Origin of the sequence: Bradyrhizobium sp. CCBAU 11361 (genome assembly GCF_028128935.1) — a bacterium.
In the GTDB taxonomy this organism is placed as follows: Bacteria; Pseudomonadota; Alphaproteobacteria; order Rhizobiales; family Xanthobacteraceae; genus Bradyrhizobium; species Bradyrhizobium niftali.
In genome coordinates this window covers 17,812-32,826 of record NZ_LBJZ01000177.1, presented here as the reverse complement: position 1 = coordinate 32,826, position 15,015 = coordinate 17,812, and the positions used below count along the sequence as shown (strand labels likewise).

At 66.3% G+C, this 15,015-nt stretch carries 12 protein-coding genes; 4 read left to right on the top strand and 8 right to left on the bottom strand.

Going from position 1 to position 15,015, the window contains the following annotated elements; genetic code table 11:
• Positions 1-197: 197 nt before the first annotated feature.
• Positions 198-1,922 (bottom strand): adenylate/guanylate cyclase domain-containing protein, encoded by a 1,725-nt coding sequence (locus XI08_RS21525; RefSeq protein WP_271575872.1) that lies wholly within the window; start codon positions 1,920-1,922, stop codon positions 198-200.
• A 423-nt stretch (positions 1,923-2,345) separates the two neighbouring features.
• On the opposite strand from XI08_RS21525, the gene XI08_RS21520 reads away from it, so the two are divergent.
• Complete coding sequence (locus tag XI08_RS21520; RefSeq protein WP_271575930.1) at positions 2,346-3,851, top strand: glycosyltransferase family 39 protein; 1,506 nt, start codon at positions 2,346-2,348, stop codon at positions 3,849-3,851.
• Between the two features lie 229 nt (positions 3,852-4,080).
• Here XI08_RS21520 and XI08_RS21515 read toward each other — a convergent pair whose 3' ends face one another.
• Positions 4,081-5,109, bottom strand: a complete 1,029-nt coding sequence (locus XI08_RS21515; protein ID WP_271575871.1) for a YcjF family protein — start codon at positions 5,107-5,109, stop codon at positions 4,081-4,083.
• Entirely contained in the window at positions 5,106-6,575 is a 1,470-nt protein-coding gene (locus XI08_RS21510; RefSeq protein ID WP_271575870.1) for a YcjX family protein, read from the bottom strand. The genes XI08_RS21515 and XI08_RS21510 overlap by 4 nt, the downstream gene beginning before the upstream one ends.
• A 178-nt stretch (positions 6,576-6,753) precedes the next feature.
• On the opposite strand from XI08_RS21510, the gene trhA reads away from it, so the two are divergent.
• Both trhA and XI08_RS21500 read left to right on the top strand, forming a co-directional pair.
• Positions 6,754-7,449, top strand: a complete 696-nt coding sequence (gene trhA, locus XI08_RS21505; RefSeq protein ID WP_027547154.1) for a PAQR family membrane homeostasis protein TrhA — start codon at positions 6,754-6,756, stop codon at positions 7,447-7,449.
• Positions 7,450-7,515: 66 nt separating this feature from the next.
• Positions 7,516-8,310, top strand: a complete 795-nt coding sequence (locus XI08_RS21500) for an SDR family oxidoreductase (protein ID WP_271575869.1) — start codon at positions 7,516-7,518, stop codon at positions 8,308-8,310.
• A 179-nt stretch (positions 8,311-8,489) separates the two neighbouring features.
• Here the strand turns inward: XI08_RS21500 and XI08_RS21495 are convergent, their stop codons facing one another.
• Entirely contained in the window at positions 8,490-8,945 is a 456-nt protein-coding gene (locus tag XI08_RS21495) for a MarR family winged helix-turn-helix transcriptional regulator (protein ID WP_271575868.1), read from the bottom strand.
• Between the two features lie 75 nt (positions 8,946-9,020).
• On the opposite strand from XI08_RS21495, the gene XI08_RS21490 reads away from it, so the two are divergent.
• Complete coding sequence (locus tag XI08_RS21490) at positions 9,021-9,797, top strand: SDR family NAD(P)-dependent oxidoreductase (protein WP_271575867.1); 777 nt, start codon at positions 9,021-9,023, stop codon at positions 9,795-9,797.
• 177 nt (positions 9,798-9,974) lie between these two features.
• On the opposite strand, the gene mdlC is transcribed toward XI08_RS21490, so the two are convergent.
• From mdlC to XI08_RS21470, 4 genes are all read right to left on the bottom strand, one after another.
• Positions 9,975-11,597, bottom strand: a complete 1,623-nt coding sequence (gene mdlC / locus XI08_RS21485; protein WP_271575866.1) for a benzoylformate decarboxylase — start codon at positions 11,595-11,597, stop codon at positions 9,975-9,977.
• A 182-nt stretch (positions 11,598-11,779) separates the two neighbouring features.
• A complete protein-coding gene (locus tag XI08_RS21480; protein ID WP_271575865.1) occupies positions 11,780-12,631 on the bottom strand; it encodes an FAS1-like dehydratase domain-containing protein in 852 nt (283 codons plus the stop codon).
• Positions 12,632-12,646: 15 nt separating this feature from the next.
• Positions 12,647-13,747, bottom strand: a complete 1,101-nt coding sequence (locus XI08_RS21475) for a CaiB/BaiF CoA transferase family protein (protein ID WP_271575864.1) — start codon at positions 13,745-13,747, stop codon at positions 12,647-12,649.
• Between the two features lie 10 nt (positions 13,748-13,757).
• A complete protein-coding gene (locus tag XI08_RS21470; RefSeq protein WP_271575863.1) occupies positions 13,758-14,927 on the bottom strand; it encodes an acyl-CoA dehydrogenase family protein in 1,170 nt (389 codons plus the stop codon).
• Between the last annotated feature and the right edge of the window lie 88 nt (positions 14,928-15,015).

Here is a 15,015-nt window from a genome sequence, read left to right as displayed (position 1 = left end):
CGAGCTGTTGCGGCGCAGGCAGAGCGCTCCCTCGCCCCGTTCTTACGGGGCCGCGACGAGCTTCGCTCGCGCTGAAAGGGTTGGGGTGAGGGGCCTCTCTCCACACGTGCGACTGCCGCGAGACCTGTACCCCCTCACCCGGAATCCGCGCTACGCGCGCATTCCGACCTCTCCCCGCAGGCGAGGAGAGGTGAACATCACGCCGCGACGCGCGCGCTGCCCTCAACCAGCGCCGACAGCTCCCTGGCATCCGCAACCACGCGCACCGCCATCGGCTCGTCGCGGCCGCGGATCGCGACCTCCTGCTGCGGCAGCGCGTCGTCGGCAAGGCCGGCGGTGCGGCGGACCTCTTCCGAGACGATGGCTTCGCAGGCCAGCGTCTTGGTCATGTCCTGGAGGCGGGCGGCGACGTTGACGGCGTCGCCCAGCGCCGTGAACACGATGTGATCGCGATAGCCGATGTCGCCGATGATGACCTCGCCGCCGTGAATGCCGATGCCGAAGCGGATCGGCTGGCGCAGATCGTGGCTCAGCAACTCGTTGAGCTCGTCGATATGCGTGGCGATGCCTGCGGCCGCTTTCAGCGCCTGCCGGCAGGCCGCTTGCGGATCGGATGACAGCCCGAACAGCGCCAGCATGCCGTCGCCGACGAACTGGTTCGGCTGGCCGCCGTTCTCGACCACGGCCTGCGAGACCGCGCCGAGGAAGCGGTTGACGATGAAGACGGTGTCGAACGGCAGCCGCTTTTCGGCGAGCTGGGTCGAGCCGCGCATGTCCACGAACAGGCTGACGAGATAGCGCTCCTGGCCGATTCGGGCCGGCGTCGAAGCAGTCGCTGACACGGTGTGCGAGGTGAAGAGCTGGAAGAAGGAGAGATCCGACGTCGGCCGCAGCTGGCAGGCGAGGCGGATCGAGGGGTCGGTGGTGCCGACGCGGGTGAGCACGAAGGCCTCGCGCTGTGACGGCTCGGGCAGGGCGCCATGGTCGCCGATGATGCGGATGCGGCAGGTCGAGCAGCGGGCGCGGCCGCCGCAGACGCTGGCATGCGGCACATTGTGGCGCAGGCTCGCTTCCAGCACGGAGAGGCCCTTGGGGACCCGCACCGTCTTGCCGTTGCCGTAGGACAGCGCGATCATGCCGCCGCGCCGCTCGCGCCAGGCGCGCACGCCGCGCGCGGCCAGCGCCAGTCCGAGCAGCCCGACATAGCCGATGGTGAGGCCGCCGGTGATGCGGTCGAGCGTGTTGGCTTCCGCGACCGTGCCGACCTGGCGGCGGGTGAGATTATGCGTGCGCCATTCCCCGTCGTCGGCTTCGACCATGACGCTGCGGCCGCCCTGATAGACGCCGAGCAGCGCCAGCGTCGGGATCAGCACCGCGGCCGCGAGCAGATAGGGCGCGGCGCGCGTGAAGAACGGCTTGAGGCGGAGCCAGAAATAGATGCCGATGCAGCCGTGGACCCAGGCGATGATCAGCAGGATCGTCATGGCCCAGATGCGGTTCGACGCGACGAAGAACAGATAGAGTTCCTGCGGATAGAGTTTTTGGTGTCCGTACAGCGTCTGGCCGAGCCGCACGCCGATCACGTGCGCCATGACCAGGGCGGGGATGCTCAGCCCCAGCACGAGCTGGAGCGGCTCGATCGTCCGCCAGCGGAACTGCCGCCGCTGATACAGCGCATAGATGCCGAGCCCCATATGGGTGAGCGCGGCGGTGTAGAACACGATCGCAACAGGCAGGAACTGCCAGAATGCGGTGTGGTAGTAGACCCCGACCTCCATGGCATCGACCGAAACGTTGCCGAGCGCATGGTTGAGGAAATGGCTGACCACATAGGAGAACAGGATGACGCCGCAGATGAGCCGCACCTGCCGCACGCCGGTCGCGCGGACGAGTTCGGGCATGTGTACGGGTGCGGTGGCCATGATTCGGTTGTATCAGTTCATGAAGGAGAACAGCCAGCCTAGCGTTTAATTCCAGCGGCGAACAGCTTGCCCGATCACATGCGCGGCAAGGTTACAAAACCGTAGGGTGGGCAAAGGCGCGCTGCCACACCCACCGCTGTCGTCCCGGACAAGCGCGCCCTCAGGCGCGCGCCGATCCGGGACCCATAACCACAGGGAGACGTTGCGGGCAGGCTGGTAACTCCGAGTCTTCGCCAAACTCCTCCCTGGGGTTATGGGTCCCGGCCTTCGCCGGGACGACTCGGGGAGAGAGCTTGCCCTACATTGACTCCCCCTCCCAAGTCGGGGAAAAGCGCGGCCGTGACGATCGCTCCCGACATCTCTGCGAAGCCAGACGGCGCCGAACGCCGTCTCATCCTTGCTGCCGTGCTGGTCATCGCCGCGATGACGCTGCTGCGCATCGTCTACGCCTCCGCGATCGAGCTGCGCACCGACGAGGCCTATTACTGGACCTGGTCGAAGGAGGCGGCGCTCAGCTTCCTCGATCATCCCCCGGGCATCGCCTGGCTCATCCGTTTCGGCACTGCGATCTTCGGCGACACCGCCCTCGGTGTCCGTTTCGGCGGCATTGTCGCAATGCTGGTGACGCAGCTGCTGCTCGCCGACATCGTCCGCCGCCTCACCCATGACGCGCGTGCGGTCATGATCGCGGTGCTGATGCCGGAGGCCGCGCTCTATTACGGCCTCTTGATGGCCAAGATCGCGCCCGACGTCGCCATGATCCCGTTCGCGGTGGCGATGATGTGGTCCCTGGTACGGCTGGCGGAGAGCGATGACGGACGCTGGTGGCTGGCAGCGGGGCTGTTCGCCGGGCTGGCGATGCTGTCGAAATTCACCGTGGTCATGTTCGCACCGGCGGTGGCCGCTTTTCTTCTCGTGCCGGATTGGCGCTGGCGCTGGCTGCGCAGTCCCTACCCCTATCTCGCCGTGCTGGTCGCGATCGCAATATTCTCGCCGGTGCTGATCTGGAATGCGCAGCACGACTGGGCCTCGTTCCGGTTCCAGGGCGTGCGCGCCACCGCCAATTACGGCATCTCGCTCCGCACCGTCGGTGATTACATCGGCCTGCAATTCGGTCTTGTCGGCTTTGTCATGTTGCCGGTGGTGCTGTGGGGGCTCGTGATGACGGCATGGCGCGGCTATCGCACGCGCGAGCCGGTCGCGATCCTGCTGTCGACCGCGGTGCTGGTGCCGTTTCTCTATTTCTTCATGAAATCGCTGACGCTCCGGGTCGGCGATACCTGGCCGATGTTCATGTGGCCGGTCGGCTTCGCGGCGGCGGCGGTGAACCTCGTCATGCTGTCGCGTGAAAAACGGTCGGCGCGGGTGATCCGGTCGAGCCTGTTCTGGGCGAAGACGGCGATCATCTCGGGCATCGCCTTCGTCGTCATCGTGTTCCTCTACTACGTCGCCGCGCCCTGGAATTTTCTCGGCAAGATCGATCCGATCGGCGGCGAGGCCGGCTATGAGCAGGTCGCAGCGCGCGCGCAGGCTGCGCTGGATGAGACCGGCGCGACCTGGATCGCAACCACGGACTACCGCACCTATGCCATGATGCGCTGGCTGTTCAGGGGCCGCGTGCCCGTCATCGAGATCAACGAGCGCGGCCGCTTCCAGGATTTCCGCGATCCCGGCATGGACCGGATCAAGGGTCATGCCGGCATCTATGTCGGCCGCGAGCCGGACAATCGTTTATCGCTGTGGGAGAACATCCCTGCGACGCGCGAGCAGCTCGGTCAGGTCGAACGCCGCTGGCGCGGCGTACTGACGGATACCTACGTGCTTGAAAAGCTCACCGGCTGGACTCCGGAGCTGTCCCCGCCAAAGGACTCGCCGCTGTTTCAGTGGCGGGTGCTGGCGGGGGAATTCGAAGCGCGTGCGCTCAGCTAGCGGTGCGCGCCTCTTCCCTTCTCCACTTGTGGGAGAAGGTGGCATAGGCGGCCGTCGGCCGCCGTTCTTGAGAACGCCGAAGCAAAGCTTCGGCTACGGCGCCGGATGAGGGGTATCTCTCCGCATATTCCACTGAGAGCTTCATTCGCGGAGAGATACCCCCACCCGTCTCGCCGCTTTGCGGCGAGCCACCCTCTCCCGCAAGGGGAGAGGGTTGGGGTGAGGAGACTTACTCCTCGTCCTCTTTCTTCCGCAACAGATCCGTTGCGAGATCCGACAGCTTCGGCGGCGGCAGCGCCGCGAAGGGCAGCGGGCGTGTCACCTCGATCGCGGCCAATCCGAGTCGCGCCGTCAGCAATCCGTTGAGCACGCCTTCGCCCAGCCGCTGCGACAGCTTCGCTGCAATCCCGTGGCCCAGCATCTGCTGCACCAGGCTGTCGCTCGCGGCCATGCCGCCGGTGATGGCGAGATGGGCGATGACGTGGCGGAGCAGGCGGATCATGCCCAGCGCGCCGGGCCGGCCGCCATAGAGATACGCAAGCTGGCGGATCAGACGCAGCGCGGCAACGAACACGAACATCACGTCGATGGCCGCGCGCGGCGAAACCGCCGTGACGATCGAGACCTTTTGCGCGGCTGACGACACCAGCCGTCGCGCCTCCGCATCCAGGGGCGACATCAATTCGCGCTCGGCGAGGCGGATCATGTCGGCGCCGTCGATGATCTCGCCGGTGTGGCTCTCCAGCGTGGCGCGGGCGCGGGCGAGCTGCGGATTCTGGTGCGCGATCTTCAGGAGATCCTGCACGATGACGCGGCTCTCCTTGCGGTCGTCGCTGGCAAGCACTGCGGCGGCGCGCTGATGCAGCTTCTCGATCGTCGCGAGGCGCGCCAGCCCATACGCCTCGCGCCCGATCACCACCGCGAGCGCGAGCGCGGTGACGAACGCGAAGGCGAGGCCGACGAATCCGAGGCTTTCGCTGCGTGCAAACAGATCCTCGACCAGATGAACCACACCGAGCCCGACGCCGAGCAGCGTCAGCCCGGCAAGGCCGGACCAGAACAGCGCGCCCCAGGGGAGGCCGCGTCGTGCGGGCAGCACGGCTTCAATCGGCACCGGCAATGTCGCTGGATCGTGCTCCGGCGTGATCTGGATAGTGGCGCGACCGAGCCGCGCCGTCTCGTCGGCTTCGGTGACGACGACGCCGGGATCGTCGAGGCGGAACGTCGCCGGCCGCCGCGGCGGGGATCGCTCGTTCATGAGAGCTTGTCTCCGATCAGGAACTGCAGGGCACGGTCGAGGCGGATGTGTGGCAGCGTCGGCTCGTCCGTCCCATCGCGTTCGAGCTTTGGCGGGCGGAAGCGCAGGAAGCGGAAGTCGCTTTTCTCGGCGGCTCCGGTCGCGAGGCCGCGGAACGCATCCGTGCCGTTGAACAGCGGCTCGGGATCCAGGGGCAGGTCGCCGGGAAAGGTCGCAACCTCCGTGTTGCCGTCGAAGAACTCGCCGCCGGCGCTTTCGCCTGCGGCGGGCGTTCCCAGGATCGACGGCAATTTGTCGCGGCCATGCGCGACCTGCGCCTCGCGCGTGGCGCGGACGGCGGCAAGCGCCACCACGTCGATCGCCGCGCCGGTATTTTCCGCGCGCGCCACCGCCTGCGTCACGGCGCGGCGCAGCACCGCCTCGAGCCGGTCGTGGCTGGAATGATGCAAATGGTCCGCCTTGGTCGCCGCAAACAGGATGCGGTCGATGCGCGGCCGGAACAGGCTGGAGAGCAAGGTGCTGCGGCCGATGTTGAAGCAATCGAGAATGCCGGTGAGCGCGGCTTCGAGATCGTGCAGCGCCTCGGGTCCGGAGTTGAACGCGGCGAGCGCATCGGCCAGCACGATCTGGCGATCGAGGCGCGCAAAGTGATCGCGGAAGAACGGCCGCACCACGACGTCCTTGTAGGCTTCGAAGCGGCGCACCATCATCGCCCACAGCGAGCCGTCCGGCGCCTGGCCGCCGACGGGCACGTCGAGCGGCGCGAAGGTCAGCGCCGGGGAGCCTGCGAGATTGCCGGGCATCAGGAAGCGGCCGGGCGGCAACAGGCTCATGGCAAAGCGTTCGTCGCGGCACGCGCGCAAGTAATCGGTGAAGAGCTTTGCCGCTGTCAGCGTCGCCTGCTCGTCCTCGCGCGCCTCGGGCTTGAGCGCGGCGAGATGGGCGTGCCAGTCGGCGGCAAGATGCGCGCGCGGCGCCTCGCGCGACAGCGCAAGACTCTCCGCCGACCATTGCTCGTAGCTCTTTTGCAGCAGCGGCAGGTCGAGCAGCCACTCGCCGGGATAGTCGACGATGTCGAGCGTCAGGGTGCGGTCGGCGCCGTTGTGGCGCTGATAGTCGACGACGAGGCGCAGCTCGCTGATGTCGACGGTCGAGGTCGGCCAGTGCCGTTCCTCGACCAGCGCACGCAGATGAGTCTCATAGGCAAAGCGCGGCACGGCATCGTCGGGCTGTGGCGCGAGATGCGCCCGCGCGATCCGGCCCGAGGCATAGGCTTCGAACACCGGAAACCGGCCGCCGCGCGTCAGCCCATGGATCAGCGCGGTGATGAACACCGTCTTGCCGGCCCGCGACAGGCCGGTGACCCCGAGCCTTACCGTCGGATTGAAGAAGTGCTCGCCATAGTCGATCAGCGCCCGGGCCGACAGGCGCGCCTCTTCGACCATATCCTGAAAACTGAATGCCATGTGAACGTTAGGGGATCTCGGCGGGCGGAAACGTGAAGCTGTTCACAAAGGTGGCAATTGCGTGGGGAAAATCAAGCTTCATACTTCCACCGCCTTTGTCGGTAAATCAGCTGTTTGAACGACGCGCCGATCCCGAAAGACCTATACAACGAGAGATTGACTCGCTTTGTGGATTGCCATGACCGTCTTCCAACTGAAACAGCTTGCATCCGATTCCGTCCATGCCGCAGCCGACGCGATCGGCTGGAACTACGACCGCGCAGAACTGATCGCCGACGGGGTCATTCATGCAGTCGGTGTGTTTTTCGGTACCGTCGCCGCGACCGTTCTGGTGGTGCTTGCGGTGCTTTATGCCGACGCCACCGACATCGTCGGCGTCTCGATCTATGTCGCCGGCCTGCTCTCGATGCTGGTGTTGTCGGCGAGCTATAATCTCTGGCCGGTCTCGCCGGTCAAATGGCTGCTGCGGCGCTTCGACCATTCGGCGATCTATCTCCTGATCGCTGCGACCTACACGCCGTTCATCCTGGAGCTGAAGGACAGCGTCTTCGCGCTGGCGCTGCTCGTCTGCGTCTGGTGCGTGGCGATCGTCGGTATCGTGCTGAAGCTTCGATATCCCGGCCGGTTCGACCGCGTCGCGGTCGGCATCTACCTCGCTATGGGCTGGAGCGGCGTGATGCTCTACGACGCCGTGGTCAAGGCGCTGCCCGCGCTGGTGCTGGGCTTCATACTTGCGGGCGGGCTGCTCTACAGCTTTGGGGTGATCTTCCACGCCTGGCGGCGGCTGCGCTTCCAGAATGCGATCTGGCACGGCTTTGTCTTGGCCGGTGCGGCGTGCCATTATACCGCGGTGCTCGACCTCGTGTTGAGCTGAGCAAGCTCCGCGAAGCGGAATAAGCCGAGCGGTATAAGAGCGGTACGGGACAAGAGGAGACGTCGCATGCAGGTGACCGGGAAGGTCGTGGTCGTCACGGGCGGCGCAAACGGCATCGGCAAGGCGCTGTGCGAGGCGTTTCACAAGGCGGGCGCCGCCAAGGTCGTCGTCGCGGACATGGACGCCGCCAACGCCAGGGCAGTCGCTGCCATGGTTGATGGCGCGGCCTTCAGATGCGACGTCGCGCAGGAAAAAGAAATCGCCCACGTCATCGAGGAGACCGAGCGGCAGTTCGGCCCGATCGAGTTGTTCTGCTCCAATGCCGGCATCGGCGGCGGCTTCGATCCCATGTCGGTGAATGCCGGTGGTGCTTCGGATGAGCCGTGGCAGCGCAGCTGGGCGATCCACGTCATGGCCCATGTCTATGCGGCCCGGCATCTGGTCCCGCGGATGAAGGCACGGGGCGGCGGCTATTTCCTCAACACGATCTCGGCCGCGGGCCTGCTGTCGCAGGTCGGCAGCCCTGCTTATTCCACCACCAAGCACGCCGCGGTGGGGTTTGCCGAGAACCTCGCGATCTCGCACAAGGCTGATAACATCAAGGTCTCGATCCTCTGCCCGCAGGGCGTCGACACCAACATGCTGCGCTCGATCCCCAAGGGCCCGCAATCCGGCGACGGCGATCTCACGCCCGAGCAGGTCGCCAATGACGTGCTCGCGGGCCTCGCACAGGAAACGTTCCTGATCCTGCCGCACCCCCAGGTGCTCGGCTACATGCGCAAGAAGACCGAGAACTACGACCGCTGGATCGGCGGCATGGCGAAGATCCAGGCGAAGATGCGGGAGGAGTTCGGGAAGTAAGGAAGGGTGGTGCCGCCATCTCGGTGTCGTCCTGGCGAAAGCCAGGACCCATACCGCGTGATCTATCTCTTGTGGGAGGTCGTCGTAACGAACGACGAGTCTTCGCCAAATTACTCCCTGGGGTAATGGGGTCCTGGCTTTCGCCAGGACGACGATGGAGAGGCTCGGGCTACGCACCCTTAAGCCGCCGCCTCATCCTCCGCCCGGCTTTGCCGCAACGCCCGGGCATAGAGCATCATGCCCTCGCGCACCGTGCGCTGCTCGGCCTCTGTCAACGCCGCCAGCGCGCCGCTCACCTGTTTCCGTCCGAACGCATGCAGCGCCTCCAGCGTGCGCCGGCCCTTGGCCGTCAGTGACAGCAGCTTGCTGCGTGCATCTCGCTCGTCAGGCGTCTCCTTCAGCTCCCCGCAATCGATCAGCTTGCGCACCAGGCGGCTGACGCTGGATTTTTCCAGCCGCAGGAAATCGCCGAGCTCGCTGGAGGTCATCGGCCCGCGGATGCCGATCTCCAGAATGGTGTGCACGGCCGACGGCGGATAGTCCGATGCCGCCACCGTCGCGTCCATGAAGCCGAGCTCGCGCACCATCAGGCGCGAGGCGGCGCGGATGTCGTCGATCAGCGATAGCCCGGTCATCTTGACTCCCGGCATATAGTTGTATCATACAACTATATGCGCAGAGCGGCGCGCGCAAGCGTTTTGGAGTGACCCATGAGCGGAATTTCCCCGGCTGGTCAGCGGATGAGGGGCAAGGTCTGCCTGGTGACCGGCGGCGGCAGCGGCATCGGCCGCGCCACGGCCCTGCGGATGGCGTCCGAAGGCGCGGCAGCGATCATCGTTGCGGGGCGGCGCGAAGCGGAGATCGAGGCGACCGCGGCGGCATGCCGCGAGATCGGCACGGACGCGATCGCACTCAAGACCGACATCACGCGCGAGGACGACGTGGCGCGCCTCGTCGGCACGGCCGTGAAGCGTTGCGGCCGGCTCGACGTTGCCTTCAACAATGCCGGCTTCCAGGAGCGCCGGGCGCCTCTGGAAGAGCAGGGCATGGAGATCTACGACAGCGTGTTCGACACCAATGTCCGCGCGCTGTTCCTGTGCCTGCGCCATCAACTGCCGGCGATGCTGGCGCAAGGCCGCGGCAGCATCGTCGTCAATGCCTCCGTCAGCGGCGTACGCAATCCCAATCCCGGCTTCTCGCTCTATTCGGCCTCCAAGGCGGCGGCGATCTCGCTGACGCGCTCAGCCGCCATGGAGAACGCCCCGCGCGGCATCCGCATCAACGCCATAGCGCCCGGCCGCGTCGTCACCGACATGATGCTGCGCGCCGGCGTCGGCGATGTCGCGACGGTCAGCGCAGGCCTGCCGTTGCGGCGGATGGGGAGCCCGGAGGAAGTCGCGGAGGCCGTGGTGTGGCTGTCGTCGGACGCGTCGTCCTACGTGGTCGGCCACGTGCTGGCGGCGGACGGGGGATTTCTGGCGTCGTAGTCCGGCAGCGTTCGCGCCAAACATTCAATGTCGTCCCGGCGAAGGCCGGGACCCATACCCACAGGGAGAAGTTTGGCGAGGATTGGCTGTTCGGGATTGGCACCATGCACAATCGATAGATCGCGCGGTATGGGTCCCGGCCTTCGCCGGGACGACGATGTGGATATACCGCGCCGCCTAATGCTTCTGCCCGTACAACACCGGCACCGCCGAATCCACGACCACTTCCACGAGGCTCGTGCCGTCGTACGCCATCCCGCGCGTCAGCGCCTCGCCCAGCTCCGCGGCCTTGCTCACCCGCACCGCATGGCAGCCCATGCCTTCGGCGAGCCGCACGAAGTCGATGCCCGGCAATTCCAGCCCGGGCACGTTCCTCACCTGCATCACCTGGCTGAACGAGCGCATCGCGCCGTAGCCTGAATTGTTGATGACGACGACGGTCAGCGGCAGCTTGCGCTGCGCGGCGGTCCACAGCGCCTGGATCGAATACATCGCCGAGCCGTCGCCGATCAGGCACACGGTGCGGCTCTTCGGCTTGCCGAGCGCCATGCCGACCGCGGCGGGCAGGCTATAGCCGAGGCCGCCGCTCGCCATGGTGTAGAAACTGTCCTGGCCGCGCATCGGCATGAACTTCTGCATCGCCGGCCGGTGCGAGGGCACTTCCTCGACCAGCGATGCGCCATCAGGCATTGCCTGAGACAGCGAATGCAGCAGGAATTCGACCGGCAGCGGATCGGCGGCCTGCGGCGCCGGCGGCAGCGTGCGGCCCTTGGGCGCCGCGCGTTTGCTGTCCGGCAGCAGGTCGAGCAGCAGGCTCAGTGCCGGCTTCATGGTGGCGAGGATGCTGGTGCCCACCGGCGTCACCGCCGCCGCATCCGGATCATCCGTGATCTGGAAGATCGTCGCGCCGCCGTCGAAGATCGCGGCGTGTCCCTCGACATGGAAGGTGAACACGGGTGCGCCGACCACGACGACGAGATCGTGCTCGCGCAACGCGTCGGAGAGTTGCGCGGGCGAGGCATGCAGGAAGCCGGCGAACTGCGGATGTCGCTCGGGGAACGAGCAGCGCGCCGAGAACGGGCTGACCCAGACGCTCGCCTTGGCCTTCTCGGCGACGCGCACCATCAGATCGACCGCGCCGGCGCGGTCGACGCCGGGGCCGACGACGAGGGCCGGGTGTTTTGCGGAACCGAGTGCGGCGACCAGCGCCTTCATCGCCTCCGGATCAGGTCCGATTTCGCGGCTGACCTTGCGCGCCTCGACCGGCGCGGTGGCATGGGTCCAGTCGTCGATCGGGATCGAGACGAAGGTCGGCCCGCATGGCGGCTGCAGCGCGGTGTAATAGGCGCGCGCGATCGCGGCCGGCACGTCCTCGGGCCGGGCCGGCTCGACACTGTATTTGACGTAGGGCCGCGGGAACTCCGAGGCGCGCTCGGCATAGAGGAACGCCTGGAGCGGCAGGATCGAGCGCGCCTGCTGGCCCGCGGTGATCACGAGCGGGGTCTGGTTGCGATGTGCGGTGTAGATGTTGCCGAGCGCGTTGCCGACGCCGGCGGCCGAATGCAGATTGACGAAGCCGGCATTGCGCGTCGCCTGCGCATAGCCGTCGGCCATGCCCACGGCGGAGGCTTCCTGGAGCGCCAGCACGTAGTCGATGTCGTCGGGCCAGTCGCTGAGGAACGGCAGCTCGGTCGAGCCGGGATTGCCGAAGACGCGTCTGATGCCGAAGGCGCGCAGCAGGTCGATTGTCGCCTGCTTGACGGTGACGGATTTGGCGCCGCTCTTGCCGTTCTTGGACATGGTTTCCGTCCCCTGTTAATTCCTCATCCTGAGGAGCGCGTCTTCGCGCGTCTCGAAGGATGAAGGCCCGGCTGGTGGCCTCGCCCTTCGAGACGCGCGCGAAGGGCGCGCTCCTCAGGGTGAGGGTCTAAGTTCCTACATCGCCACTCCGCTCGCAATGACGAGGAGGCAGCAGTGGTGGCTCACCACACCGCCGTGCCCTTCATCGTCGGCTGTCCCTCCGCATTCGCGGTCCACAGCTCCATGCCCGCCTCGGCCTCGTTGGCGTTGATGGAGAACTCCGTGCCCTCGAACAGCGGCTGAAGCCCGCGATAGGTAAACTTCTTCGGCGCCTTGCCGCCGTTGAGCTTGGCCGCCATCTCGATGATGAGCGCCGCCTGCAACGGGCCGTGAAAGATCAGGCCCGGATAGCCCTCGACCTTGGTGACGTAGTCGCGGTCGTAGTGAATGCGGTGGCCGTTGAAGGTCAGCGCCGAGTAGCGGAACAGCAGCACCGGATCGGACACATGCGTCTCGCGATGCTGTGCCTTGGGGGGCGGAGGCGGGGCCTTGGCGCCGGCAGGCGCGCCGCTCGTTATCTCGCGATAGACGATGTCCTGCCGTTCGCGGATGGCGACGCCGCGCGGTGAGGTCACAGTGTGCTCGACCGCGACGAAGCACAGCGTACCGGTCGAGCCTGATTTCACCGTGACGTCGGCGATGCGTGAGGTCCGCGTCGATTCATCGCCGACACACAGCGGCTCCAGGAATTCGATCTCGCCGCCGGCCCACATCCGGCGCGGCAGCGGCACCGGCGGCAGGAAGCCGCCGCGGGTGGGGTGGCCGTCGGGCCCCAGCATCGCCATCGGAAACACCGGCTGCGCCAGGCACCAGTGCACCGTGAACGGCGCGGCGTCGCCTTTCCTGGGCTCGCCGACCTCCTGGAACAGCGTCGCGCGCAGGCCCTTCACGAGCTGCGCGGTGACGATGTCGGTGGCCTCCGTGCTGCGGCCGATCCATTGCCTGAGATGATCGATGTCGAGCTTCTCGGTCATGACGCCTCGCTCTTGTTATTTCTTGGATGGACGTTCGCCGATGGCCGGCACGGCACCGTAAGCGCGGCTCTCGCCGACGATGATCGGCGCCGGCGCGGGATAGCTGACGCGGCCGTTCGGCGTGTCCACCTCGATGCGGCGCAGGTGCGGGTGGTTGGTGAGGTCGGCCATGGTGTTGACCTCGGCAAACGCGATGTCGGCGTCCGACAGCCGCTTCAGCAGCTCGTCGCGTGTCATCTTGCCGAAGGCGTCCGCGACCGTCTTGTCGGTGAAGTCGCGGTTGCGCACGCGCTCGACCATGTTGGCGACGCGCGGATCGGCAGGCAGGTCCGGCTGATCGAGCACCTTCACGCAGAGCGTCTTCCACTCCCGCTCGCTCTGGATCGAGATCAGGATGTCCTTGCCGTCTTTCGAGGTGAACACGCCATAGGGCGCGATCGAGGGATGGCGCAGGCCCATGCGCTTCGGTGGGTTGCCGGCCTCGGAATTGAGCAGCGGCACGGTGCACCAGTCCGCCATCACGTCGAACATGGAGATGCGGATGTCGGCGCCCCTGCCGGTGCGCCCGCGCGCGATCAACGCCTCCAGGATCGCCGCATGCGCGGTGGCGCCGGTTGCGACGTCGACGATGGACATGCCGACGCGCGAGGCGCCGTCGGGATTGCCGGTGATCGAGGCCAGCCCGCTCTCGGCCTGGATCAGCAGATCATAGGCCTTGCGATGCGCGTAGGGGCCCTCGTCGCCATAGCCGGTGATGGTGCAGGAGATCAGCTTTGGATAGTCCTTCAAGAGCCGCTCGCGCGAAAAGCCGAGCTTGTCCATCGAACCCGGCTTGAGGTTCTGGATCAGCACGTCGGCGCTCGCGATCAGCCTCTCCAGTTCGGCGCAGCCTTGCTTGGTGGCGAGATCGACCACCGCCGACTGCTTGCCGCGGTTGAGCCAGACGAAGTAGCTGCTCTGGCCCTTGGCCGCCGCGTCGTAGCCGCGGGCGAAATCGCCTTCGGGCCGTTCGATCTTGATCACCTCCGCGCCGGCATCCGCCAGACGCGAGGAGCAGAACGGCGCCGCGACCGCCTGCTCGACCGCAATCACCCTGATCCCGTCAAGTGCTCCCATGATTGCTGCCTCAGTACGAGCGGGGCATGCCGAGCACGTGCTCGGCGACGTAGGACAGCACCAGATTGGTCGAGATCGGCGCCACCTGGTAGAGCCGCGTCTCGCGGAATTTGCGCTCGACGTCATATTCCTCGGCAAATCCAAAACCGCCATGGGTCTGGATGCAGGCATTCGCCGCTTCCCAGGACGCGTCCGCCGCGAGCATCTTGGCCATGTTGGCCTCGGCGCCGCAGTCGAGCCCGGCCTCGTATCTGCGTGTCGCTTCCTTCACCATCAGCTCGGCCGCGCGCATCGAGGCGTAGGCCTTCGCGATCGGGAACTGGATGCCTTGATTCTGGCCGATCGGCCGGCCGAACACGCTACGCTCCTTGGCGTAGTTCGTGGCCTTCGCGATGAACCATTTGGCGTCGCCGACGCATTCGGCCGCGATCAGGATGCGCTCGGCATTCATGCCGGAGAGGATGTAGCGAAAACCCTTGCCTTCCTCGCCGATCAGATTCTCCGCCGGCACCTTCATGTCGGTGAAGAACACTTCGGTGGTGGCGTGGTTCATCATGGTGCGGATCGGGCGGATCTCGAGGCCGTTGTTCTTGGCTTCGCGCATGTCGACGATGAACACCGAAAGGCCGTCGGTGCGCTTCTTGACCTGCTCCTTCGGCGTGGTGCGCGCCAGCAGCACCATCAGGTCGGAATGCTCGGCGCGGCTGGTCCAGATCTTCTGGCCGTTGACGATGTAGCTGTCGTTGCCGTCCTTGCGCGCAAAGGTCTTCAGCGAGGACGTATCGGTGCCGCTGGTCGGCTCGGTGACGCCGAAGGCCTGCAGGCGCAATTCGCCGCTCGCGATCTTCGGCAGGTATTTTGCCTTCTGGTCGGCGTTGCCGTGCCGCAGCACCGTGCCCATCGTGTACATCTGGGCGTGGCAGCCGCCGCCGTTGCACCCCGCGCGCTGGATCTCTTCGAGGATCGCCGCCGCGGCGGAAAGCTTCAGGCCCGCGCCGCCATATTCTTCGGGGATCAGCACCGAGAGATAGCCGGCCTCGGTCAGCGCGTCGACGAAGGCCTTCGGGTAGGCCATCTCGCGATCGAGCTTGCGCCAGTATTCGCCGGGAAACTGCGCGCAGAGCTTTGCGACGGCTTCGCGGATATCGGCGTGATCTTCGGTGTGGTGTTCTTCACTCATGGCGTTTCCCGTTTGGTGCCGCAGTTAAGATAACGCCGGCCGATCCTCCGGCGTTGTGAAAACAACGCCAGCCCCCTATGCTCATTTG

Excerpts from the sequence above, each read along its gene's own strand:
- XI08_RS21525 (WP_271575872.1), bottom strand. The coding sequence starts at position 1,922 with ATGGCCACCGCACCCGTACACATGCCCGAACTCGTCCGCGCGACCGGC.
- XI08_RS21520 (WP_271575930.1), top strand. The coding sequence starts at position 2,346 with ATGACGCTGCTGCGCATCGTCTACGCCTCCGCGATCGAGCTGCGCACC.
- XI08_RS21515 (WP_271575871.1), bottom strand. The coding sequence starts at position 5,109 with ATGAACGAGCGATCCCCGCCGCGGCGGCCGGCGACGTTCCGCCTCGAC.
- XI08_RS21510 (WP_271575870.1), bottom strand. The coding sequence starts at position 6,575 with ATGGCATTCAGTTTTCAGGATATGGTCGAAGAGGCGCGCCTGTCGGCC.
- trhA (WP_027547154.1), top strand. The coding sequence starts at position 6,754 with ATGACCGTCTTCCAACTGAAACAGCTTGCATCCGATTCCGTCCATGCC.
- XI08_RS21500 (WP_271575869.1), top strand. The coding sequence starts at position 7,516 with ATGCAGGTGACCGGGAAGGTCGTGGTCGTCACGGGCGGCGCAAACGGC.
- XI08_RS21495 (WP_271575868.1), bottom strand. The coding sequence starts at position 8,945 with ATGACCGGGCTATCGCTGATCGACGACATCCGCGCCGCCTCGCGCCTG.
- XI08_RS21490 (WP_271575867.1), top strand. The coding sequence starts at position 9,021 with ATGAGCGGAATTTCCCCGGCTGGTCAGCGGATGAGGGGCAAGGTCTGC.
- mdlC (WP_271575866.1), bottom strand. The coding sequence starts at position 11,597 with ATGTCCAAGAACGGCAAGAGCGGCGCCAAATCCGTCACCGTCAAGCAG.
- XI08_RS21480 (WP_271575865.1), bottom strand. The coding sequence starts at position 12,631 with ATGACCGAGAAGCTCGACATCGATCATCTCAGGCAATGGATCGGCCGC.
- XI08_RS21475 (WP_271575864.1), bottom strand. The coding sequence starts at position 13,747 with ATGGGAGCACTTGACGGGATCAGGGTGATTGCGGTCGAGCAGGCGGTC.
- XI08_RS21470 (WP_271575863.1), bottom strand. The coding sequence starts at position 14,927 with ATGAGTGAAGAACACCACACCGAAGATCACGCCGATATCCGCGAAGCC.